Origin of the sequence: Nocardia carnea NBRC 14403 (genome assembly GCF_000308515.1) — a bacterium.
Classification (GTDB): Bacteria; Actinomycetota; Actinomycetes; order Mycobacteriales; family Mycobacteriaceae; genus Nocardia; species Nocardia carnea.
Window position 1 is genome coordinate 128,409 of sequence record NZ_BAFV01000022.1, and the last position, 21,041, is coordinate 149,449.

Sequence of the window (21,041 nt, forward strand, 5' to 3'; positions counted from 1 at the left end):
GGGTGCGTCTCATGCTCGCCGACCACGTCGATCTCGCCGGTTTACGTCATCACGGTGATGTGGAAGCTCTCCCGGGTCTGCTCGATTTCGCGGTGAACGTCCAGGGCAGCGGGCCGCCGGAATGGTTGCGGGAGCGGCTGGCCGCGGCCCTGGATTCGCTCGGGCGGTATCCGTCGGCCGAGGAAGACCGGCTGGCCCGGGATGCGGTCGGTGCCCGGCACGGGATAGAACCCGGTCGGGTGCTCACCTTGGCCGGCGGTGCGGAGGGGTTTGCCCTGTTGCCGCGTCTGCGGCCGCGGCTGGCGGCGGTGGTGCACCCGTCGTTCACCGAACCGGAGCTCGCGCTGCGCGAGGCGGGGGTCCCGGTGACGCGGGTCGTGCTGGAACCGCCCTACACCCTGGATCCGGCGCTGGTGCCCGAGGAAGCCGACCTGGTGGTCGTCGGCAACCCTACCAATCCGACCTCGGTGCTGCACCCGGCACACACCCTGCGCGCCCTGCAACGCCCGGGGCGGATCGTGGTGGTGGACGAGGCCTTCATGGACGCCGTCCCCGGGGAACCGGAATCGCTGGCCGCCGAAGCCGGCGACGGGCTGCTGGTCCTGCGCAGCCTTACCAAGACCTGGGCGCTGGCGGGGTTGCGCTGCGGTTATCTTCTCGCTGCGCCCGCCGTACTGCAGCGTCTTGTTCAAGGGCGTGCGCATTGGCCGTTGGGAACACTCCAGCTCGCGGCGATCACCGCGACGGCGTCGCCGCGGGCCGTGGCGGAAACGGCGGACCGGGCGCAGCGGATCGCGCATGACCGGGAGGCAATGGCCCCGCGGTTGACCGCGGCCGGGGTCCGGGTCGGCTCCCCGGCGGCGGCCCCGTTCCTGCTGCTGGAGGTCCGGGACGGGGAGCTGGTGCGCAAGCATCTGCGGCAGCAGGGGGTCGCGGTGCGGCGTTGCGATACCTTCCCTGGATTGGGCCCGGATCATCTCCGGGTTGCGGTGCGCTCGGCCGCGGAGGTCGATCGCCTTGTCGACGCTCTGCATGCCGCGGGAATATCGGGTTGACGGTTTCGGCGGACCCTCGTCCGGTCTGCCGGTAGACGAAAGGTGTGGTGTGGCGAGGCTCGCGGAACTCATCGAGACGCTGGAGACGGCCTACCCGCCCCGGCTGGCCGAATCGTGGGATTCGGTGGGACTGGTGTGCGGGGACCCGGGTGAGGATGTGCGGCGGGTGCTGTTCGCCGTCGATGTCACCGAGGCGGTGGTCGAAGAAGCCGTCACCTGGGGAGCCCAGGCGCTGGTGGCGCACCACCCGCTGCTGCTGCGGGGAGTGGACAGTGTGGCGGCCGACCGGCCGAAAGGTGCGCTGATCCACCGGCTCGTCCGCGCCGGCTGTGCGCTGTTCACCGCACACACCAACGCCGATTCCGCCGACCCCGGAGTCTCCGACGCGCTGGCGGCGGCACTCGGCCTGACCGTCACCGGACCGCTCGAACCCAAACCGGTTCCGGCCGTGGACAAGTGGAGCATCCAGGTACCGGCCGGCCACGCCGAAGCGGTGCTGACGGCGCTGTTCACCGCCGGGGCAGGCGGCTCCGGTGAGTACCGGGAGGCGGCATGGCGGGTCACCGGGACCGGTCAGTTCCGTCCGCTGGACGGCGCGAACCCGGCCGTCGGCACGGTGGGCGAGCTGACCAGGGTGAGCGAGGACCGGATCGAAGTCGTCGCCGCACCCCGCGACCGCAGCGCGATCCTGGCGGCCCTGCGCGCCGCACACCCCTACGAACAGCCCGCCTACCACGTGACCGAACGCGCCCAGCTACCCGGCAACCTCGGCCTGGGCCGTGTCGGGACACTGGCCGAACCGCTGACTCTGCGGGAATTCACCGCCCGCGCGGCCGCCGCCTTACCGGAAACCACCTGGGGTGTGCGCTCCGCCGGCGACCCCGACCGGGTACTGCGCCGGGTCGCGGTCTGCGGTGGCGCGGGCGATTCGCTGCTCGACACAGTTACCAGGCTCGGGGTCGACGCGTATCTGACCGCCGACCTGCGGCATCACCCCGTCGACGAACATCTGCGCCGTTCGGGGCCGGCGCTGATCGATGCCGCGCACTGGGCCACCGAGTTCCCGTGGTGCGCGCAGGCCGCGGAGGTCGTCCGGGCCGGTCTGCCGGAGCTGGAAACGCGGGTGTCGCGGGTGCGGACCGACCCGTGGACCGTCGGCTGCGGCGGCTGAGCCGCCGGGGCCGGATCGGGTCGCCGGGATCGGGACCGGCGGCCGGTCGGCCCGTCCGGCGACCGAGTACGGTGGACGTTCTATCCGTCCACAGCGTGCAGGGAGTTCGTTCGCGTTGAATGTCGAACCATCGATTCAGGCCAAACTGCTGCGTCTCGCCGAGGTCGACACCGAGCTGACCCGGATCGCGCACCGGCGCAAAGTTCTGCCCGAACAGCAAGAGGTCGACCGGTTCGAGGCCGAACGCAATGCGCAGAAGGACGCGGCCGTGGCCGTGGAGATCGTGCTCGACGATCTGGACCGCGATATCCGCAAACTCGAGGGCGAGGTCGATGCGGTCCGCAAACGTGAGGAACGCGACCGGGCAGCGCTCGAATCGGGTTCGGTCGGCGCCAAACAGCTGTCGGAACTGCAGCACGAACTCGGCAGCCTGGAACGCCGCCGCTCGGTGCTCGAGGACGAACTGCTCGAGGTGATGGAGCGGCGGGAGGCCTCCGCGTCCGATCACGAACACGCGGGCGCCCGGCTCGACAAGGCCGAATCCGATCTCGTCGCCGCCCGCGAACGCCGTGATGCGGCCGTGGCCGACCTCGACGTCGCCCAGCAGCGGTGTGACACCGACCGCGCGAACCTCGTCGGCATCTTCCCGGAAGAACTGCTGAAGATCTACGACCGGCAGCGCACCGAACGCGGGACCGGCGCGGCCCTGCTGCAGGCCCGCCGGTGCGGGGCATGCCGGATCGAAATCGACCGCGGGGAGATCGCGCGGATCGCCAAAACGGCGCCCGATGTGGTGGTGCGCTGCACCGAATGCGGTGCGCTGCTGGTGCGGACCAAAGAATCCGGATTGTGAGTTCGGGCCCCGGGGCGGGGTCGTGAGGTGGGCGCGGAGCGGGAGGCCGAATGAGTGCGCGTGAGGTGATCGTCGAGGCCGACGGGGGGTCGCGGGGGAACCCGGGCCCCGCGGGGTACGGCGCCGTGGTGTTCGACGCGGACCGGGGCGCGGTTCTCGCCGAACGTAAGGAAGCTCTCGGTGTCGCCACCAACAATGTCGCCGAATACCGGGGCCTGATCGCGGGGCTGGAAGCCGCGGCGGAACTCGGGGCGCGGGTGGTCGCGGTGCGGATGGACTCCAAACTCGTGGTCGAGCAGATGTCGGGACGCTGGAAGGTCAAACACCCGGCGATGATCCCGCTCGCCGATCGCGCCCGCCGCCTGGCCGCGGGATTCGATCAGGTGAGTTACCGCTGGATCCCGCGCGCCGAGAACTCGCATGCCGACCGGCTCGCGAACGAGGCCATGGACGATGGTGGATTGATCGAGGAAGTCCACGAGGCCGTCGCCGCTACCTCCGCAGGAAGTAGCCCGGCCGCCGCGGCCGGAGAATCGGTTGCGCCCGCATCCACCGGCACCGCTCCGGGAGCGGCCGCCGGGTTTGCAGGTGCCGACCCGGTCGCCGATTCCCGCAGTGCCTCCGCACGTCTTTCGGCGTCGCCGGGCTGGACCGGTGCGACCGGTCGCCCCACCCGGTTCCTGCTGCTGCGGCACGGGCAGACCGAACTCTCGGTGCAACGGCGTTATTCGGGCCGGGGCAATCCGCCGCTCACCGCGGTAGGTCGTGAGCAGGCAGCCCGCGCAGCGAAAATGCTTGCCGCCAAAGGCGATATCGGAGCGGTCGTCTCCTCACCGCTCGGCCGTGCCCGGGAAACCGCCGAAGCCGCGGCTGCCGCGCTCGGCCTCGAAGTCCGGGTGATCGACGGGCTCACCGAAACCGATTTCGGCGACTGGGAGGGCCTGACCTTCCGTGAGGCCGCCGAACGCGACCCGGACCTGCACGCCCGCTGGCTGGGCGACCCCTCCCTGCCCGCACCCGGCGGCGAGAGTTTCGACGCCGTCCGCGAGCGCGTGGAGGAAGCGCGCCGCGACCTGGTGGCCCGGTATCCGGGCGCGAACATCGTGGTGGTCAGCCATGTCACCCCCATAAAAACGCTGCTGCAGCTCGCACTGGGCGTCGGCCCGTCGCTGCTGTACCGGCTGCATCTGGACTTGGCGTCGCTGTCGCTGGCGGAGTTCTACCCGGACGGCGGTTCGTCGGTCCGGCTGGTCAACGATACGAGCTACCTCTGATATCGCGACCGCAGGTAGCGGGCGGTGAAATCGTCGAGCGGGTAGAAGAGTTCGATCGCCAGCTCCGAGAGCGTCACATCGGCGGGCGCCCCGAAGGTGGCCATGGTGGCGAACAGGGACAGCTCGCCCTCGGATGTGCGTATGCGTAACGGCACCTGGAACGGTCCGGATGCGGTGGAATCGGCTGTTTCGATGCCCACGGGCGGGTTGGGGTAGCCGGCGACTTCGTCGTAGAGGTCCCGCAAGCGCGGGTCTCCGGTGGTATCGACCTGTTGCGCCAGGCGTTCCAGGAGTTGTTCGCGTACCTGCCGCGGGTTGGCCAGCCGGGCGATGAGTCCTTCGGGGTGCAGAACCAGGCGGTAGACATTGGGCCGTCCGGGCGGCAGCTCGGGGCCCACTTCGTCGGTCAGCACAGCCAGCGCCGCATTACCGGCGATCACATCCCACCACCGGTCCACCGCGACAGCGGGGTAGGGCTCATGGGCGACGAGCATATGGTCGAGCGCGGCGCGTGCCGAGGCCAGATGAGCGTCGTCGAGGCTGCTCTCGTGGTACGCCGGGGCGTAACCAGCGGCGACCAGCAACGTATTACGTTCGCGCAGCGGCACATCCAGAGTCCGGCACAATCGCAGGACCATATCCCGGCTCGGGGCCGCCCTACCGGTTTCCACGCAGGACAGGTGCCGCGCCGAGGAACCGGCCGCCAGCGCCAGGTCCAGTTGGCTCAGCCGCCGCCGCTGCCGCCATTCCCGGAGAAGTCCGCCGATCCGGGACGGGCCGGTGCCCGCGCGAGGTGCCACCGAGTGAGCGTATCCGGCGGCCGGGCGCCGAGACCATGACCTCGGAGGTCATTGAGCCGTTGACCCGTAGCGGGAACAGTCGGAGAGGAGCAGGACCTCCGATCGGAAGGCAAGACCATGACCACCGTGACAGCCCCCGCCCCCGCCGCCCACGACGAGCTGTTGCGCCGTGTTCTGCGCCTCGACGGCTGGGGCACCGGAGCTTTCGGCCTTCTGATGCTGGCCGCCGCGGCGCCGCTGCGGGATCCGCTGGGGCTACCGACCTCGTGGTCGATACCGTTCGGTGTGGCCATGCTCGGCGGTGCGCTGGGCCTGCTGCTCATCGCCGGCTACCCGGTGATTTCGCGGCGGCACGCGACGGCTGTGGTCGCGGTCAACGCTGTTTCCGTGCTGGGCATGCTTGCCCTGGCCGGGTCCGGACTGCTTCCGCTCACCGCTGCGGGAATCGCGTTCCTGCTGGCCGGTGCCGCCGTGGTCGCGATGTTCGCGACGGCCGAATATGTGGGGTTGCGCCGGATGCCCGGCTGAACCGGCGCCCGCCCGGTATGGTCAGCTCTGGGTCTGATCGTCCTGTTTGATCGCCGAGACCTCGAATTCGAGGACGACCTTGTCGGAGATCAGGACGCCGCCGGTTTCCAGCGTCGCGTTGTAGACGATTCCCCAGTCCTTGCGGTTGATGGTTGCGGACCCCTCGAAACCGACCCGGACGTTGCCGAACGGATCGTTGGCCTGCCCTTCGAAGGTGAACGGGACCGTGACCGGCCGGGTGACGCCCTTGATGGTGAGGTCGCCCGTGACGTCGAAGGTGTCGGCGCCGGTGGGGGAGATCGCCGTCGTGCGGAAGGTGATCTCGGGGTATTCGTCGAGGCCCAGGAAGTCCAGTCCGCGCAGGTGGTTGTCGCGATCGGCGTTACGGGTATCGATGCTGGCGACCTGGATGGTGACCTCGCCGGAGGAGTTCGCCGGGTTCTCGCTGTCGAAGTAGGCGCTGCCGGTGAACTCGTTGAACGAGCCGCGCACCTTGGTCACCATGGCGTGCCGGGTGACGAAACCGACCCGGGTATGGGTGGGGTCGAGTGTGTAGGTTCCGCTGAGTTCTTTCAGGTTCGTCGCGCTGGTCATCGAGATCCTCCGGTTCGAAGAAGTAGTTGATGTGTCATACATATGGTGCGGCCATCTTGGTGATATGTCAACTACTGGGTTACGCTGGCCGTATGACCGAGACGCGATGGCTCGACGAACGGGAGAGCCGAGCCTGGCGGGGCTACCTGACGATGCACACCCAGCTGGTCGCCCGGCTCCACCGGCAGCTGCAACACGACTCCGGGCTGTCGCTCTCCGATTTCGAGGTACTGGTCCGGCTCACCGATCAGCCGGAGCCCCGGATACGGGTAGGTGAGCTGGGACAGATCATGCAGTGGGAGAAGAGCCGCCTGTCACATCATCTCGGCCGGATGCAGAAGCGCGGACTGGTGCGTCGCGAGGACTGCCCCGACGATGCCCGCGGCGCCTTTATCGTGCTCACCGAACAGGGCCGCACCGCGATCGAACAGGCCGCGCCCGGTCATGTGGAAACCGTGCGCGAGCTACTGTTCGACGCGCTCACCGACGAGCAGGTGGAAGCTTTCGGCGCCATCGTCGGCCGCATCCTCGAACAACTCGACAGCGTGCAATAGCCGGCTCGAGCACAGCCGTACTCGTCTCGATGAGTGCTGCCGGTCTCCGCCCGCGTCATGCCGGGTAGGTGTGGATCTCGGTGGCCTTGAGTGCCGCCCATAGTTCCAGCCCGGGCGTGATCCGGAGCTCGGCGACCGTAGCGGGGGTGATATCGGCCAGCGCCGGCACCGCGCCGTCGAGGCGAACCCGTACGGTATGGGCGTGCTGTTCCAGACCCGCCACGGTCACCGGCCAGGTATTACGCGGGCTCCCAGCGGGGCGCTCCGGATGCAGGCCGACGGCCGACGGCGCGAAGGTCAGATATACGGGGCCGGTGGCCGGTTCGGCGACGGTGAGTTCACCACCGCCGTCGAGTCGCACCCGAGTGCCGGTCGCCGATCCGCGGAACAGATTGAGGCCCACGAGGTCTGCCACATAATCCGAGCGCGGGCGCCGCGCGACCTCGGCCGGGGGTCCCTGCTGCACCACGGCACCGTGCTCGACGATCACCAGCCGATCGGCGAGCACCATCGCGTCCAGCGGATCATGGGTGACCAGCAGCGTATGTCCGGGATAATCGCCGAGATGGTGGTCCAGTTCGGCCCGCACCCGCACCCGGGTGGCGGCATCCAGCGCGGCCAGCGGTTCGTCCAGTAACAGCAGCGCCGGGTCGACGGCCAGGGCCCGCGCCAGTGCGACCCGCTGCGCCTGACCACCCGAGAGTTCCCGCGGCCGGGTCCGGGCGTAGTCGGCCAATCCCACCCGGTGTAGCCAGTGCGCGGCGTGTTCGCGGGCCGCGGCCCGCCGCATACCCCGGGCGCGGGGGCCGAAGGCGACATTGTCGAGGGCGTCGAGGTGAGCGAAGAGCAGATAATCCTGGAACACCACGCCGACCGACCGATGTTCGGCGGGAACGAATTCGCTGGGTGGCGCATCCCAGACCTGTTCGTTCAGGCGGATCGACCCCTCGGTCAGCGGGGTCAGCCCTGCCAGCGCCCGGAGCGCGGTGCTCTTCCCGGCACCGTTGGGTCCGAGCAAGGCGACAACCTCCCCGGCGGCGACGGTGAGATCCAGGTCGAGAGTGAAATCGCCGCGGGTGACCCGCAATTGCGTCGCGAGCGTCACAGTGCCCCCCGGATCCAGCGTTCCCGCAGCGCCGCCAGCACCACCACCGAAACCAGCAGCAACACCAGGCTCAGCACGATTGCGGCGGCGGGATCGGTTTCCAGCGCCAGATACACCGCCAACGGCATCGTCGTGGTGCGGCCGGGGAAGTTACCGGCGAAGGTGATGGTGGCACCGAATTCGCCGAGCGCGCGGGCCCAGCACAGCACAGTTCCGGCCACCACTCCGGGCAGGATCGAGGGCAGGGTGACGCGCCGGAAGGTGAGCCAGCGGGAAGCGCCGAGGGTCGCGGCTGCCTCCTCGTACCGGGGGTCGGCACCGCGCAGCGCGCCCTCCACGGAGATCACCAGAAACGGCATGGCGACGAACGCCTCGGCCACCACCACACCGGCGGTGCTGAACGGCAGTGCGATCCCGAACCAGTCGTAGAGGTACTGGCCGACCACCCCGCGCCTGCCCAGGACAAGCAGTAGCGCCACACCGCCGACCACGGGCGGCAATACCAGCGGCACGGTGACCAGCGCACGGATCAGCCCGCGTCCGGGCAGATCACCGCGGGCCAGCAGCCAGGCGAGCGGGATGCCCAGCAGCAGGCACAGCACCGTGGCCAGGCTCGCGCACACCAGCGAGAGTCGCAGCGCCTGCCCGACTTCCGCGCTGAACAATCGCTCCGGAAGATCTCGCCACGGCGCGCGGATCAGTAACCCCGCCAGCGGAACCATCAGGAAAAGCAGGCCCAGCACGGCGGGCACCAGCAGCACCAGCGGGCGCCGGCCGCGTACGGCCCGGCGCCGGCGCCATGTGGTCATACGGGACGGCCGCGTTGCCGGCAGGGGCTTCGCTGGGCGCGCCGACTGTGTCGGGCGCCGCCGGGTCCCGCCACTCACGGAGCGTCGAAACCGGCCGTCGCGAACACCGATCGAGCCTGTGGAGTCAACGTGAAATCGACGAATGCCGCCGCCGCGGCCGGGTTCGGTGCCGCGGCCACCTGCGCCATCTGATAGTCGTTGATCGCCTCGCCCGATTCCGGGAATTCGATTCCGGTCACCTTCTCGCCCCCGGCCCGGATGTCCGTGCGATACACCAGCGCGGCATCCACCTCACCGAGCGTGACCTTCGTCAGTACCGCTTTCACATCCGGCTCCCGGGTATCGGGTTGCGGGACGACACCGGCCGCGGCGAAGGCTTTATCGGCCGCTGCCCCGCACGGCACCTGTTCGGCGCACAGGGCGATCCGCGGTTCGGGCCGGCCGAAATCGGCGAGACCGCTGATACTGGCCGGATTCCCGGTCGGTACCGCGATTTCGAGACGATTGCGGGCGAAGGTGACCGGCCCGCCGGTGATATCGCCGGAGACGACCACCTGTTCCATATTGTGCGGCGACGCCGAGGCGAACACATCGGCCGGTGCGCCCTGCCGGATCTGTTCGGCCAGTGCGGAACTGCCCGCGAAACTGAACACCACATCCACATTCGGATGGGCATCCTCGAACTGCTCACCGAGTGTGGTGAACGCTTCGGTGAGCGAGGCCGCCGCGAACACCGTGAGGGTGCCGTCGAGCCCGTCCCCCGGCCCGCCGGTCGATTCGCTCCCAGGGTTCTCCGACACACAGCCGGCCAGTACGACGATCAGCGCGACCGCCGGGGTCAGGCGACGCACTACGCGACCTATCATCGTCTTCATCAGCTCTCCGGTATCTCGACGACCACATGCGTCGACTTCACCGACGCCACCGCCACACTGCCCACTTCGAGCCCGAGTTCTTCCACCGATTCCCGGCTCAGCAGCGATACCAGCCGGAACGGCCCGGCCTGCATCTCCACCTGCGCCATCACGGTATCGGTGAGCACCCTGGTCACAATGCCACGCATCCGGTTACGAGCCGAGGCTGCCACGGTTACGCCCGGTTCGGGCGCGTCGGCGATCTCCCGCGCGAACGCGGCCAGATCTTGCCCGCGGACCCCCTTGCGCCCGTTCTCCAACTGAATCGACGGCAGCCGCCCTTGATCGATCCAGCGCCGGACGGTGTCATCGCTGACCCCGAGCAGTCCGGCAGCATCCTTGATCCGCAGATACGTCACTCCATGGACTATATACCCGCATATGCAGTACTATTTCCGAAACTTTTATTCAGATGCGAGTGGCGTAAATTTCCCTGTTCAGGCCGAGGATCATCGTCGCTATGGAGTTGGGGGGAGGATCCGAGCCGAGTCGGCGTCAGGGATGTCTCCTGGTCCTCGGCCGCTGCGCAGTAGCGGTACCATGACCTGGCAAGTTCGGAGAGCGAGGTGGATAGTGAAGCGTCCTGCGATGTCGAGTTCCAAGGCGACCAAGGAGGCCGTAAGGCAGTCGGCTATACGGTCGACCAGAGCCTCGGCGCGCTTGGAACGCCGCGTCGTGCCAGCCGGCTTTGTGCGTTCCGAACGCGTGAAACAGTTCTTGGCCGAGCGTCGCCACGAGGTCTGATGTCAGTCGCGCCGGGTTATGGGGAAACGCCGGTCTCTGAGGACGAACTGAGTATGCTGCTCCCAGCTGTCCGGGAGCTGCTCGGTGAGCCTGTCGGTAAGGCTTCCGTATACGACCTCGAACAGGGTGTTCAAGCGCAGACAACAGCGGAGTTCATGCTAGCGGTGCTCGACGGTCGCCTGGATGTGGACGACCTGTTGACCGACCATTTTCTGCGTGATCTGCACCGTCGTCTCTACGGAGATATTTGGAGCTGGGCCGGGAGCTTCCGGCGCCGGGAGCTCAATATCGGTGTAGCCCCCGAGCAAATCGCTGTGGAGCTCAGGAGCTCGCTGGATACGATTCTCTACCGCTGGCAACACACGAATGATTGGAACCATCGCCAGCTGGGCATTGCTGCCCATGCCGAGACTGTACGCATTCACCCGTTTACCGATGGTAATGGCCGGACTACCCGCCTGCTCGCAGATCTGGTGTTCCTCGCCGCTCGAGATGCGGACCGCCCCGAGCTATATGACTGGGATCTCGAAAAGCGGAGGTATATCGAGCTCTTGAGGGAGTACGACGGTCACCGTGACCCGCGTTATCTCGCCGAATTCATCGAAACAAAGCCGTTAGGCGAGTAAGGCCTGGCGTTCAGCCGTATGGAACGTGCTGTCGGCCATTCATCCGGCCCGATCATTCGGATCACCATGTCCCCACGCTGCGCCGGGCAGGTCTGTGCGGCAGGGGTTTACTGTTCTCAGACGTCCTGCCGCACCAACTCCGACACCGGGCTGATCCGGGTGCCGAATGCCGACCACAGGGTCCCGTCGGTCATCCGGCGCAGTGTGAACCGATACTTGCCGTAGCACGCACGCGATACCGGCGACAACCGTGCCCGGCCGACCACACGGTAAGGGTTCCCGTCGATCCGTACGCTCTGCTCCATGCCTGCTCGCCCCTCTCACCGTTGCTGATGATGTCGAGCGCCACAGTGGCAGGAGCGTGCTGAAAGACACCTGAAACCAGCTGAAAGCCCTTTCAGACTCGCCGGAAGGCGCTGTGCCGGCGCGGGTCGACAAGACGGGGCCGCGGGATCGAGCGAGAACTCGTGCCGGGCCGGAGTCTGCCCGTGACCGGCTGTGCCGCCGTGCCGACTCGGTTACCGTGAGACTCATGACGATCGAGCCGACGCCCGAACATCTTCCCGCATTGCGGGCCGGAGATGCCGATCGCGAGCGGGCCGCCACGATCGTTCAGGCGGCGTTCGCCGAGGGGCGGCTGGAGCTGGCCGAGTTCGACGAGCGCCTCGCAGCTGTCTATGCCGGTCGCACCGTGCCGGAACTGGAGTCACTCACCGCCGATCTGGTACCGGCCGCCCACGGAAGCCGGACCGATCGGCTCGTTCTGCGATCCACCGGTAGCTCGGTGAAGCGCGAAGGGCATTGGCGGGTGCCGCCGCATATTGTCACCGAAACCGAACACGGCGCCGTCCGTCTCGATTTCACCGAGGCCGTGGTGCGTTCACCGGAGGTGTGGGTGGAGGTGAAATCCGCGCACGGCTCGATTGTTCTGATCGTTCCTCCGGGCTGGAGCGTAGACATCGACGAAGTGACCAGTGAGTGGGGCAACGTAACCAACAAAGCGGGCCCGCCGGTCTCCGGTCTGCCACTGCTGCGGGTCTCCGGGGTGGTCCAGCATGCGAAGGTCACCGTCCGGCATCCCAAGCGCCGCTGGTGGTGGCCGTTCGGCGCACGCGCGAACAACAGGTGAGGCGCCGCCCGATCTTGGCTTACCGCGGTGTCAGCTCTGGGGGGCCGACGGTTCCTGCGGCCGGATTTCGAGGCGTCCGCCGGCCGGGAACAGGATCGGGCTCAGGAGATATTGTGCGCGTTCGGGGGTGGGCGAATTGCTCAGGCGCGGAAGGATTGCCGCGCGTAGATCGTCGATCAGCTCCGCGACTTCCGTGGGGGAGAGCCATACCCCGTGCTGCCGGTACCCGACCAGGTCGGCTCCGGGGTCGGCGTCCGGGCGGTCGAGATAGGAGTTGAATTCGGCGAGCAAGGTGGCCATGGCGGCGGCGAATACCGTGCGGTGGTCGTCAGGGGTCGCCGAGGCGATCGTGTCCGGATCTACGGTGGCGCGGTCCCGGTGTAGGCGGTAGGCGCGTTCGACGGCGCCGCGCACCCGGTGTTCGCCGGCGACCTCGAGAACGCCGGCGGTGGTGAGTAACTCGACGTGGCGATAGACGGTGGCCTTCGATACGTCGGTCAGGCGGGCGCACAGCTGGGTGGTGGTGCAGGTCTGTCCGCCGGACAGGGCGTGCACGATACGCAATCGCACCGGATGCGCCAGGAGCTCCAGGGAATCCATGGAGTTGATATTCTCACTCGTGATACCGTTCGCAAAGTTGAGAATGATCGAGCTTGTGGAGGCCGTCGTGGATCCAGTCGAACCGGCTGTTGCGGATACCGAAACGTGGCAGCCGCCTGCCTATGCGAACCCGGAGGCGTTCGCCGAGCAGGAGGTGACGGTGGGGTCGGGTCCTTCGGCCGTGCCGGGCACCGTCGCCCTGCCCTGCGGAGAGGGGCCGTTTCCGGCGGCCGTACTGCTCGCCGGCGGTGGGCCGTTCGACCGGGACGGTACCGCGGGGCCGAACAAGAACCTGAAGGACATCGCGTGGGGTTTGGCCGGTCGGGGTGTGGCGGTGCTGCGCTTCGACAAGGTCACCTACACACACCGCGACCGGATGGCTGCCACGCCCGAATTCACACCGACCGACGAATACGTTCCGCACGCTGTCGCCGGTATCGAGATACTGCGCGGTCTGCCCACGGTCGACAGCGATCGCGTCTTCGTGATCGGGCACAGTATGGGCGGAAGGTTCGCGCCCCGGGTGGCCGCCACCGAACCCGTGGTGGCGGGCCTGGTCGTCCTCGCCGGGGATACGGTGCCGATCCAATGGTCGATGGTTCGCGTCGTCGACCATCTGGCACGGGTCGATCCGGCGACCGCTGCGGTGTTACCCACCGTTGAGACCGCCACCGAACAGGCGGAACTGGTGGACAGCCCGGAACTTTCGCCCACCACACCGAGCGAGAAACTACCGTTCGGGATGCCCGCACCGTATTGGCTGGATATGCGTGCCTACGACCCGGTGGCGGTCGCCGCGACGCTGGACGTCCCCATGCTGTTCATGCAGGGCGAACGTGACTATCAGGTCACCGTCGACGGCGATCTGGCCGGATGGCGGGCCGGTCTGGCCGGCCGCCCGGGGATCACGACCCGGACCTATCCGGCCGATGATCACATGTTCTTCCCCGGGACCGGCCCATCGATGCCCGCGGACTACACGCGACCGCACCATGTGGACCCGGAGGTCGTGGCCGATATCGCCGACTGGATGAGATCGCACGGCTGATGCGTTGCGCCACAGCAGAGAGGTTGAGGAGGACTGATGCGTATCTCCCTGCTGGACCGCGCACGGACACGTAGCGGTGAGTCCGATGCCGCTGCCGTGGCCACCACGGTGGAGCGAGCGGTGCGGGCGGATGAGCTGGGCTTCGAGCGATTCTGGACTGCGGAACATCACGCGGTACCGGGGATCGCCGGCGCGGCGCCCACGCTGTTGCTCGCGGCGATCGGGGCACACACTAGCAGTATCCGGCTGGGCACGGGCGGAATCATGGTCCCCAATCACAGCCCGCTGGTGGTCGCGGAGCAGGCGTTACTGCTCGAGGCGCTCTATCCGGGCCGGGTCGATATCGGGCTCGGTGGTTCGCTCGGGTTCACGGCTCCGGTCCGCCGGGCGTTGGGCCGAACGACGCTGCGTGCGGGGGAATACGAGGCCGATATCGAGGAGATCCGCTCCTATCTGAACGGAGACGCCGATATCACGGTCAGGCCCCGGGTCGAGCCGCCGCCGGTGTTCCTGCTCGCCATCAAGGACGGGCTGTCTCTGGCCGCCGAGCTGGGATTGCCCGCGGTGATCGGAGGACCGCTGCTGCGGGACACGAAGGCGATCGACGCCTATTTCCGGGATTTCCGTCCCGGCGTCCGCACACCGGATCCGTACCTGATGGTGAGTGTCGATATCTCCGTTGCGGAGACCGCCGAGCGCGCGCGGGATCTTCTGCTGCCGGAGGCTTGGGCCTTCGCCGACTCCCGGGATATCGGGGAGTTCCGTGCACTGCAACCTGTCGAGGATGTGCGACGCATGCTCGGTAGCGCGCGCACGAAGAAGGCCGACGCTGTGAACGGGTGGCTGGACGCGGCCGTGTCGGGCACCCCTGACCTGGTGGCCGACACACTCACGGATCTTCTCGAGCGAACCGGCGCCTCCGAAATCCTTGCGAGCGTGAGCGCCTACGATCGTGACGACGTCAGTAAAACCGACGAGTTCCTCGCCTCGCTACAGGATCGATAGCGATGCGGGCCCGGGTCGGCGGGATGGTGCGGTTGTACCGGATACCACCCCGCCGGGGACGACATCAGTCCTGCGGCCCGCCCGCCACATAGGTGACTTGGATCATCGGCACTGTCGGTTGTCGCTCAGCTACCGCTGAAGAACTCCTCGAGACTGTTCGCGGTCAGCACCCGCTCGGTCCACACCTCGAGCTCGGCGGGGTCACCGGCCCCCACCCGCTCGGCGATCCCGTCGGGCAAGGGGCCGAATTTCAGGGAGAGCTGGCGTAGCAAGACCCTGGCCTGGCCCTTGGCCTGGCCTTCCGCTCGGAGTTGTTCTGCTGTCGTCACCGCGACCTCCTTCGCCAGGGGACCCAGCCGATCGACCACACGCTGCAGATCCTGCGCGCTGGTCTCGGACACCTTACTAATGTAGCTGAACAGGCCATACAGGTCATCGGCCCCGCTCGGGGACTCTTCCACTGCCCGCAGTACCTCGATATGCGGTTGCAGATCCCGGTCCAGGTGTTCGTTTCCGAAAGCGAGACGGTGCAGGATCAGCATCATCAGCACCGAGGGGGCGAGACCGCGGGCGTAGAGCTGGTCGAAATCGATCCAGGCCAGGTCATCGACCAGGATCCGAAACCGCGGCAGCAGGTCACCCAGTCGCGCCCGTACACTCGCGTCGGTGCCGATGCGATCCGCCAGTTCGGTGGTGTAGTTCCATCGCCAGGTATTCGGGCCGGAGTTGACCACCACCGGAATCACCAGCGGGTAGTACTCGGTGTTCGGATGCTCTTTGAGGTACCTGCCCCAAATCGCCACCATGTATTCGAGCACCCGCAGCGGCATATGTTTATCGGGCGAACTCTGATGCTCGAGCAGCAGATGCACGAACCCGTCGCGGCCGGCCAGCGTGGTCCGGAACAACACGTCACTGTCACGGTTTCGTAGATCCGGCAGGATATAGGCTCCCGACGCCAGCACCATACTGTCCCAGTCGATCAGCGCCACCAGCCACTGCGGGAGGACAGCCCGCAATTCCCCCGCGGCCGCGGCAGGGTCCGACATGATCTGCCGGAACAGCGAATCATGCGGATTATCCTGCTTTACAACCATATTCGGCAACGTACCGGTTACCGCGCGACGCGCCCACCGCTCGGACCACGAGACGCGCCGCGACGACACAATCACGCCACGCACTGTCGAAAGCGAATACCGATGGAATACGGGCGGGACGGCCCATCTGGGAGTCGTCCCGCCCTTGTGGCTGTCAGTCCTGCGGCCCGCCCGCAACATAGATGACCTGACCCGATACGAATCCCGCACCCTCACTGACGAGGAACGACGCGGTGTTCGCGATATCCTCCGGCCGCCCGACCCGCTGTACGGGGATCTGCGCGGCGGCGGCTTTCTGGAAGTCCTCGAAATCGACGCCGACTCGGGCGGCGGTGGCGGCAGTCATATCGGTGACGATGAAACCGGGTGCGATCGCATTGGCGGTGACGCCGTATTTACCGAGTTCGAAGGCCAGGGTTTTGGTGAAACCCTGCATACCGGCCTTGGCCGCGGAGTAGTTCACCTGGCCGCGGTTGCCCTGTGCCGACGTGCTGGACATATTGACGATCCGACCCCACTTCTGCTCGACCATGTACTTCTGGGTGGCCCGGGTGAGCAGGAAGGCGCCGCGCAGATGGACACCCATCACGGTGTCCCAGTCGTCGACGCTCATCTTGAACAGCAGGTTGTCGCGCAGGACGCCGGCATTGTTGACCACCACGGTGGGTTCGCCGAGTTCGGCGGCCAGCCGTTCGATCGCGGCGTTCACCGAATCCTCTTTGCTCACATCGGCGCCGAGCGCCAGCGCCTGCCCGCCGGCGGCGGTGATCGCCGATACGGTGTCGGCGCAGGCGGTTTCGTCGAGGTCGAGGACCCCGACTTTCATCCCGTCGGAGGCCAGCCGTTGGGCGATGGCGGCCCCGATTCCGCGGGCGGCGCCGGATACCACTGCGATCCTGTCGGCCATACGTTCGAATCCTCTCCTGTGGCGGTAGTTCTTACGCCATCTAACAACGTGCGCGCGCCGGGAGCGAGAGGGTGCCGGGACAAGATCTCTGCGGTGACGCTGTGCCGGTCGGACAGTACCGGTTCGGCGCAGCCGGTACGTGCGCACCGATCCGGTGGTCAGAGTGTGCGGATGCGGGCGCAGACGGTGCGGTAGATCGATGCCAGGTCGGAATCGCCGCCGCCCGGTGCGCAGGCCTCGACCCATTCCTCGAACGCGAGCTGCACCGAGAGCTGCGCGACCTGGACGATCGTCCGCACCCGGGGCCGGTCGGCGGCCGGGCATCGTCCTTCGATGAGCGCCATCGAACGCTTGGTGTTGTCGGCGTAGTGGGCGAGGACGGCCCGGCTGAGGGCGGCGTCGGCCGAGATCAGCTTCTGGATCCGCAGGGCGGTCGCGGCGACTTCGCTCTGTTCGTCGTTGCGTATGTCTTCCATCACTCGGCCGATCGCGGTCTGCATATCGGTGAGCGACAGTGAGGGCATATCCGCGGTTTCGAGGCAGCCGTGCACGGCCTCGTCGAATCCGAACGAGTCGAACAGGACGCATTCTTCTTTCGTCGCGAAGTAGCGGAAGAAGGTTCGCTGGGAAATACCTGCCGCGCGCGCGATCTCCTCGCTGGTGGTGTGGTCGACACCCTGCTGTTCGAACAGGGCCAGGGCGGCCTCCCGGATCTCGATGCGGGTGGCATTCCGGCGTCGCGCACGCAAGTCGAGGGGTGGCGTAGCAGAGAGCACGGGCACAGGGTACTTCCTCACGGTCGCGGTGGGGCAATCAATGCCAATATGTCAGCGACTGCCATTTTTGTTAGGGTGGCTCGGTAACAGCGGCACTATCGAGCGGATAAACCCACGTGATAGACAACTCGGTGGCGACGACAACCGCCGACACAGACCACGACGGCGAGCGTGCCCCGGGGGCGTTTCTGCTGATCGGGCTCCTGCTCGTCGCGGCATTCGTCGTGATCCTCAACGAGACCATCCTCAGCGTGGCCCTGCCGACCCTGATGGCGGATCTCGAGATCAGCGCGGCCACCGCGCAGTGGCTGACCAGCGGCTTCCTGCTGACCATGGCGATCGTGATCCCCACGACCGGATTCATCCTGCAGCGATTCGCGTTGCGTGCGATCTATATCGCCGCGATGTCGATGTTCAGCGGCGGGACAGTGATCGCGGCGCTGGCGCCCGGATTCGAAGTCCTGCTCATGGGGCGGATCGTGCAGGCCGTGGGCACGGCGCTGATGATCCCGCTGTTGATGACGACCATTCTCAACCTGGTGCCCGAGCGGTCCCGCGGTAAGACGATGGGACTGGTGTCGATCGTGATCTCGGTGGCTCCGGCCGTCGGGCCCACCGTATCCGGGCTCATCCTGCAGTCGTTGAGCTGGCGGGCGATGTTCTGGATCGTGCTGCCGTTCGCCGTCCTCGCCCTGGTGCTGGGTGGGGTGTTCATCCGCAACGTCACCGAGCCGAGCAAGGCGCACCTCGACTTCGTCTCCGTACCGCTGGCGGCACTCGGATTCGGCGGGCTTGTCTTCGGGCTGAGCAGTATCGGTGAATCGGCGTCCGGACATGCGCCGATCCCGCCGTGGGTATCGCTCACGGTCGGTGCCGCCGCCTTGGCGCTCTTCGTCGTGCGCCAGCTGAAACTGGTGGACCGGGGCCGGGCGTTGCTGGATCTGCGGACGTTCTCGGTCGGCCCGTTCCGGCTCGCCGTCATCCTGATGGCCTGCCTGATGCTGAGCCTGTTCGGCGCGCTCATCATCCTGCCCATGTATCTGCAGAACGTACTCGGCAAGGACGTCCTCACCACCGGGCTGGTGCTGCTGCCGGGCGGTCTGGTCATGGGCTTGCTGGCCCCGTTCGTCGGTGCCCTGTTCGACCGGTGGGGCGCGCGGCCGCTGGTGCTGCCCGGCACCATCGCGCTCAGCATCGGCTGCTGGATTCTGGCCACCCTGGACGAGCACTCCTCGATCGCGCTGGTGATCACCGCGCATGTGATCGTCAGCGCGGGCATCAGCTGCGGGTTGACACCGTTGATGACCTCGGCGCTGGGTTCGCTGCCGCCGGAGCTGTACTCCCACGGCAGTGCGACCGTGAGCACCGTGCAACAGGTCGCGGGTGCGGCCGGTACCGCGCTGTTCATCACGATGATGACCCGTGGCACCGAATCGTCGCTCGGCGAGGGAGCCCAGCCGGTCTCGGCTGCCGCCGACGGTGTGCACACCGCCTTCCTGGTCGCGGCTGTGCTGTCGCTGGTATTGATCGCTGCGGCAGCGATGGTGCGCTCACCGAAGCAGACGACTCCGGCCGAAGAGAGTGACCGGCTGACGAAGGTGGCGCACTGAGGTCGGTGACGTACTCAGGACGTGACGTAGCGGCGTAGGCGACATCGTGGACGACGCAGTACCCCGGAATTCCCTGTTCCCGGAATTCCGGGGTACTGCGCATTCACCTAGGTGTGGGAAACCCGCACTCCCGTAGGCCCGTTCGCGCCCTTATGCTCGGGAAGTCCTGTCGCCTGCAAGTTTGGAATGTGATGACCGATCCTCAGCCGCCCTTCGACCCGTCCAAGGGGCAGCAGTACCCGCCGGGCCAGCAGTATCCGTCCGGTCAGCAGTACGCATCGGGGCAGCAGTACCCGCCGGGGCAGCAGTTCGCAGCGGGGGAGCAGTATCCGTCCGGTCAGCAGTACGCGCCCGGCCAGCAGTATCCCTCGGGTCAGCAGTACGCGCCGGGTCAGCAGTATCCGTCCGGTCAGCAGTTCCCGCAGGGGCAGCCGTACCCGTCGCAGCCGGGTTTCGGCGGGCAGCCGCAGTACGGCGCACCCCCGCAGGGTTACGTCCAGCCGGGGCAGCCGCCATACGGTGCGACCGGTGCGCCGGTATCGCCTGCCGATGCCAAGATGTGGGCCATGCTGGCGCACCTGGGCGGCATTCTGCTCGGCTGGATCGCGCCGCTGATCGTCTGGCTGATGTACAAGGATCGCGACGAATTCGTCCGTCGGCACGCCGTGCAAGCGTTGAACTTTCAGATCCTGTTCTTCATCGGCATGATCGTGAGCATCCTGCTGACGATCATCTTGATCGGACTCGTACTGATGCCGATCGTCGGGATCACAGCCTTGGTCTTCATGATCATGGCCGGTCTGGCAGCCAACAAGGGCGAGGAGTACAAGTACCCGATCAATGTTCCGTTCGTGAAATGAGCGGATGCGGGCCGGTGATCGCCGGCCCGCAACCCGGCAGCGGTACCGGAACGGCGCAGTTGCCCGGTACCGCGGCTTTTCACGGCCGTAGTACCGCTGTCAGGAATTCGGTCTGGTCGTGGACGGTCTGCTCGAACAGATCGTCGAAATAGATATCGAAATGCCCAGCGGGATAGCGCTTCACCTGGGCGTGTTTGGTTTTCCCGGCGGCGCGCAGTGCAGGTTTCACCGGTGTGATCGAATCCTTGTCGCACAGGGCATACAGCACCGGCATCTTCAGTTCCTTGGCATGCCTGCCCGGCCGGTCGAACAGCAGCGGAAAGGCCGCGCGCGCCGGAATCTTCGGCCGGTACGCCGGACTCTCTTCGGCCAGCCGGCCGAACCCGGCCGGTACTTCCTTACCGGTCGCCATCGCCGCGGCGCGTTTACGCCCGGCGAGCCGGATCTGGACCGGCTTACGGAAGATCGTGCCGAACAGTGCATCCGTGATGGCCAGGGTGCCGACCTTCACGAGGCTGATCGGCCCCTTCGCCAGCGCCGAGGAGAATCCGCTGACGAACGGAGCCTGTGCCACGACCGCCGCGATATAGGCATCGTCGGGTGCCACGGACAGTGCGTGACCGCCGCCCAGCGACGTCCCCCACAGCGCGATCCGCGTGGCGTCGAAACCTCGCAGAGCCCGCGCGTAGGCGATGGCGGAGGTCCAGTCTTCGCGCTGCCGCGCGATATTGACCGTTTGCCGCGGTTCGCCGTCACTGCTACCGAAATGCCGGTAATCGAATACCAGAACCCCCATTCCCGCGGCGGCGAATCGCCGCGCGTACCGATCCAGACCCATTTCCCGGTTCGCACCCAGTCCGTGCCCCATCACCACGATGGGGCGGGGTTTGGGCGGACCGGCCGGTTGGTAAAGCCAGCCGGCACATTTCTGACCTCCCGACGGGAAGCCGACCTCCACACGCTCCATGATCAGTGACGGTAC

24 protein-coding genes are annotated in these 21,041 nt (G+C 67.2%); 12 read left to right on the forward strand and 12 right to left on the reverse strand.

What is annotated here, in order from left to right:
- Window positions 1–11 precede the first annotated feature (11 nt).
- The 4 genes from cobC to ON22_RS08150 all read left to right on the forward strand — a co-directional run bounded on the left by cobC (window position 12) and on the right by ON22_RS08150 (window position 4,353).
- Window positions 12–1,055 carry an Rv2231c family histidinol phosphate aminotransferase CobC gene (cobC, locus tag ON22_RS08135; RefSeq protein ID WP_033244948.1) on the forward strand — a complete coding sequence of 348 codons (1,044 nt, stop codon included), beginning with the start codon at window positions 12–14 and terminating at the stop codon, window positions 1,053–1,055.
- Between the two features lie 49 nt (window positions 1,056–1,104).
- Window positions 1,105–2,226 carry a Nif3-like dinuclear metal center hexameric protein gene (locus ON22_RS08140; RefSeq protein ID WP_033244949.1) on the forward strand — a complete coding sequence of 374 codons (1,122 nt, stop codon included), beginning with the start codon at window positions 1,105–1,107 and terminating at the stop codon, window positions 2,224–2,226.
- Window positions 2,227–2,341: 115 nt separating this feature from the next.
- The gene (locus ON22_RS08145; protein ID WP_033244950.1) at window positions 2,342–3,079 is read left to right on the forward strand and encodes a zinc ribbon domain-containing protein; all 738 of its coding nucleotides are present in this window, start codon (window positions 2,342–2,344) and stop codon (window positions 3,077–3,079) included.
- Between the two features lie 50 nt (window positions 3,080–3,129).
- Window positions 3,130–4,353: a bifunctional RNase H/acid phosphatase gene (locus ON22_RS08150; RefSeq protein ID WP_033244951.1), complete on the forward strand. Its 1,224-nt coding sequence runs from the start codon at window positions 3,130–3,132 to the stop codon at window positions 4,351–4,353.
- On the opposite strand, the gene ON22_RS08155 is transcribed toward ON22_RS08150, so the two are convergent.
- Entirely contained in the window at window positions 4,344–5,153 is an 810-nt protein-coding gene (locus ON22_RS08155) for a helix-turn-helix domain-containing protein (protein ID WP_231508628.1), read from the reverse strand. The two genes, ON22_RS08150 and ON22_RS08155, sit on opposite strands and share 10 nt — an antisense overlap.
- A 117-nt stretch (window positions 5,154–5,270) precedes the next feature.
- Between ON22_RS08155 and ON22_RS08160 the strand changes: the two genes are divergently transcribed.
- On the forward strand, window positions 5,271–5,681 hold the full coding sequence (locus ON22_RS08160) for a hypothetical protein (RefSeq protein WP_033244952.1): 411 nt from the start codon (window positions 5,271–5,273) through the stop codon (window positions 5,679–5,681).
- Window positions 5,682–5,702: 21 nt separating this feature from the next.
- Here the strand turns inward: ON22_RS08160 and ON22_RS08165 are convergent, their stop codons facing one another.
- Window positions 5,703–6,275 carry a YceI family protein gene (locus tag ON22_RS08165; RefSeq protein WP_033244953.1) on the reverse strand — a complete coding sequence of 191 codons (573 nt, stop codon included), beginning with the start codon at window positions 6,273–6,275 and terminating at the stop codon, window positions 5,703–5,705.
- 92 nt (window positions 6,276–6,367) lie between these two features.
- Here ON22_RS08165 and ON22_RS08170 point away from each other — a divergent pair, with 92 nt between their 5' ends.
- Window positions 6,368–6,829 carry a MarR family winged helix-turn-helix transcriptional regulator gene (locus tag ON22_RS08170; protein ID WP_033244954.1) on the forward strand — a complete coding sequence of 154 codons (462 nt, stop codon included), beginning with the start codon at window positions 6,368–6,370 and terminating at the stop codon, window positions 6,827–6,829.
- A gap of 55 nt (window positions 6,830–6,884) precedes the next feature.
- On the opposite strand, the gene ON22_RS08175 is transcribed toward ON22_RS08170, so the two are convergent.
- The 4 genes from ON22_RS08175 to ON22_RS08190 all read right to left on the reverse strand — a co-directional run bounded on the left by ON22_RS08175 (window position 6,885) and on the right by ON22_RS08190 (window position 10,016).
- Window positions 6,885–7,934 (reverse strand): ABC transporter ATP-binding protein, encoded by a 1,050-nt coding sequence (locus ON22_RS08175; RefSeq protein WP_081595412.1) that lies wholly within the window; start codon window positions 7,932–7,934, stop codon window positions 6,885–6,887.
- A complete protein-coding gene (gene modB / locus ON22_RS08180; RefSeq protein ID WP_033244956.1) occupies window positions 7,931–8,743 on the reverse strand; it encodes a molybdate ABC transporter permease subunit in 813 nt (270 codons plus the stop codon). Before modB ends, ON22_RS08175 begins: the two co-directional genes overlap by 4 nt.
- A gap of 74 nt (window positions 8,744–8,817) precedes the next feature.
- Window positions 8,818–9,618 (reverse strand): molybdate ABC transporter substrate-binding protein, encoded by an 801-nt coding sequence (gene modA / locus ON22_RS08185; protein WP_033244957.1) that lies wholly within the window; start codon window positions 9,616–9,618, stop codon window positions 8,818–8,820.
- On the reverse strand, window positions 9,618–10,016 hold the full coding sequence (locus ON22_RS08190; RefSeq protein WP_033244958.1) for a TOBE domain-containing protein: 399 nt from the start codon (window positions 10,014–10,016) through the stop codon (window positions 9,618–9,620). The genes modA and ON22_RS08190 overlap by 1 nt, the downstream gene beginning before the upstream one ends.
- A 207-nt stretch (window positions 10,017–10,223) precedes the next feature.
- Between ON22_RS08190 and ON22_RS08195 the strand changes: the two genes are divergently transcribed.
- A complete protein-coding gene (locus tag ON22_RS08195) occupies window positions 10,224–11,027 on the forward strand; it encodes a Fic family protein (RefSeq protein ID WP_231508629.1) in 804 nt (267 codons plus the stop codon).
- 116 nt (window positions 11,028–11,143) lie between these two features.
- Here the strand turns inward: ON22_RS08195 and ON22_RS08200 are convergent, their stop codons facing one another.
- Window positions 11,144–11,332, reverse strand: coding sequence for a hypothetical protein (locus tag ON22_RS08200; protein ID WP_033244960.1), 189 nt, complete (start codon window positions 11,330–11,332; stop codon window positions 11,144–11,146).
- A 227-nt stretch (window positions 11,333–11,559) separates the two neighbouring features.
- Here ON22_RS08200 and ON22_RS08205 point away from each other — a divergent pair, with 227 nt between their 5' ends.
- Window positions 11,560–12,156: a DUF1707 SHOCT-like domain-containing protein gene (locus ON22_RS08205; protein ID WP_033244961.1), complete on the forward strand. Its 597-nt coding sequence runs from the start codon at window positions 11,560–11,562 to the stop codon at window positions 12,154–12,156.
- A 30-nt stretch (window positions 12,157–12,186) separates the two neighbouring features.
- Here ON22_RS08205 and ON22_RS08210 read toward each other — a convergent pair whose 3' ends face one another.
- A complete protein-coding gene (locus ON22_RS08210) occupies window positions 12,187–12,756 on the reverse strand; it encodes a helix-turn-helix domain-containing protein (RefSeq protein ID WP_033244962.1) in 570 nt (189 codons plus the stop codon).
- A 43-nt stretch (window positions 12,757–12,799) separates the two neighbouring features.
- On the opposite strand from ON22_RS08210, the gene ON22_RS08215 reads away from it, so the two are divergent.
- Both ON22_RS08215 and ON22_RS08220 read left to right on the forward strand, forming a co-directional pair.
- The gene (locus ON22_RS08215) at window positions 12,800–13,804 is read left to right on the forward strand and encodes an alpha/beta hydrolase family protein (RefSeq protein ID WP_197039680.1); all 1,005 of its coding nucleotides are present in this window, start codon (window positions 12,800–12,802) and stop codon (window positions 13,802–13,804) included.
- A gap of 36 nt (window positions 13,805–13,840) precedes the next feature.
- Window positions 13,841–14,809, forward strand: a complete 969-nt coding sequence (locus ON22_RS08220; protein WP_033244963.1) for an MsnO8 family LLM class oxidoreductase — start codon at window positions 13,841–13,843, stop codon at window positions 14,807–14,809.
- 125 nt (window positions 14,810–14,934) lie between these two features.
- Here ON22_RS08220 and ON22_RS08225 read toward each other — a convergent pair whose 3' ends face one another.
- The 3 genes from ON22_RS08225 to ON22_RS08235 all read right to left on the reverse strand — a co-directional run bounded on the left by ON22_RS08225 (window position 14,935) and on the right by ON22_RS08235 (window position 17,589).
- Entirely contained in the window at window positions 14,935–15,906 is a 972-nt protein-coding gene (locus ON22_RS08225; protein WP_033244964.1) for an Rpn family recombination-promoting nuclease/putative transposase, read from the reverse strand.
- Between the two features lie 154 nt (window positions 15,907–16,060).
- Window positions 16,061–16,813 (reverse strand): 3-oxoacyl-ACP reductase FabG, encoded by a 753-nt coding sequence (fabG, locus tag ON22_RS08230; RefSeq protein WP_033244965.1) that lies wholly within the window; start codon window positions 16,811–16,813, stop codon window positions 16,061–16,063.
- A gap of 158 nt (window positions 16,814–16,971) precedes the next feature.
- Window positions 16,972–17,589, reverse strand: coding sequence for a TetR family transcriptional regulator (locus ON22_RS08235; protein ID WP_033245361.1), 618 nt, complete (start codon window positions 17,587–17,589; stop codon window positions 16,972–16,974).
- 131 nt (window positions 17,590–17,720) lie between these two features.
- On the opposite strand from ON22_RS08235, the gene ON22_RS08240 reads away from it, so the two are divergent.
- On the forward strand, window positions 17,721–19,199 hold the full coding sequence (locus tag ON22_RS08240) for an MDR family MFS transporter (protein WP_033245362.1): 1,479 nt from the start codon (window positions 17,721–17,723) through the stop codon (window positions 19,197–19,199).
- A gap of 191 nt (window positions 19,200–19,390) precedes the next feature.
- Window positions 19,391–20,059, forward strand: coding sequence for a DUF4870 domain-containing protein (locus tag ON22_RS34485; RefSeq protein WP_051157299.1), 669 nt, complete (start codon window positions 19,391–19,393; stop codon window positions 20,057–20,059).
- Window positions 20,060–20,138: 79 nt separating this feature from the next.
- Here ON22_RS34485 and ON22_RS08250 read toward each other — a convergent pair whose 3' ends face one another.
- On the reverse strand, window positions 20,139–21,026 hold the full coding sequence (locus ON22_RS08250) for an alpha/beta hydrolase (protein WP_033244966.1): 888 nt from the start codon (window positions 21,024–21,026) through the stop codon (window positions 20,139–20,141).
- Window positions 21,027–21,041: the final 15 nt, after the last annotated feature.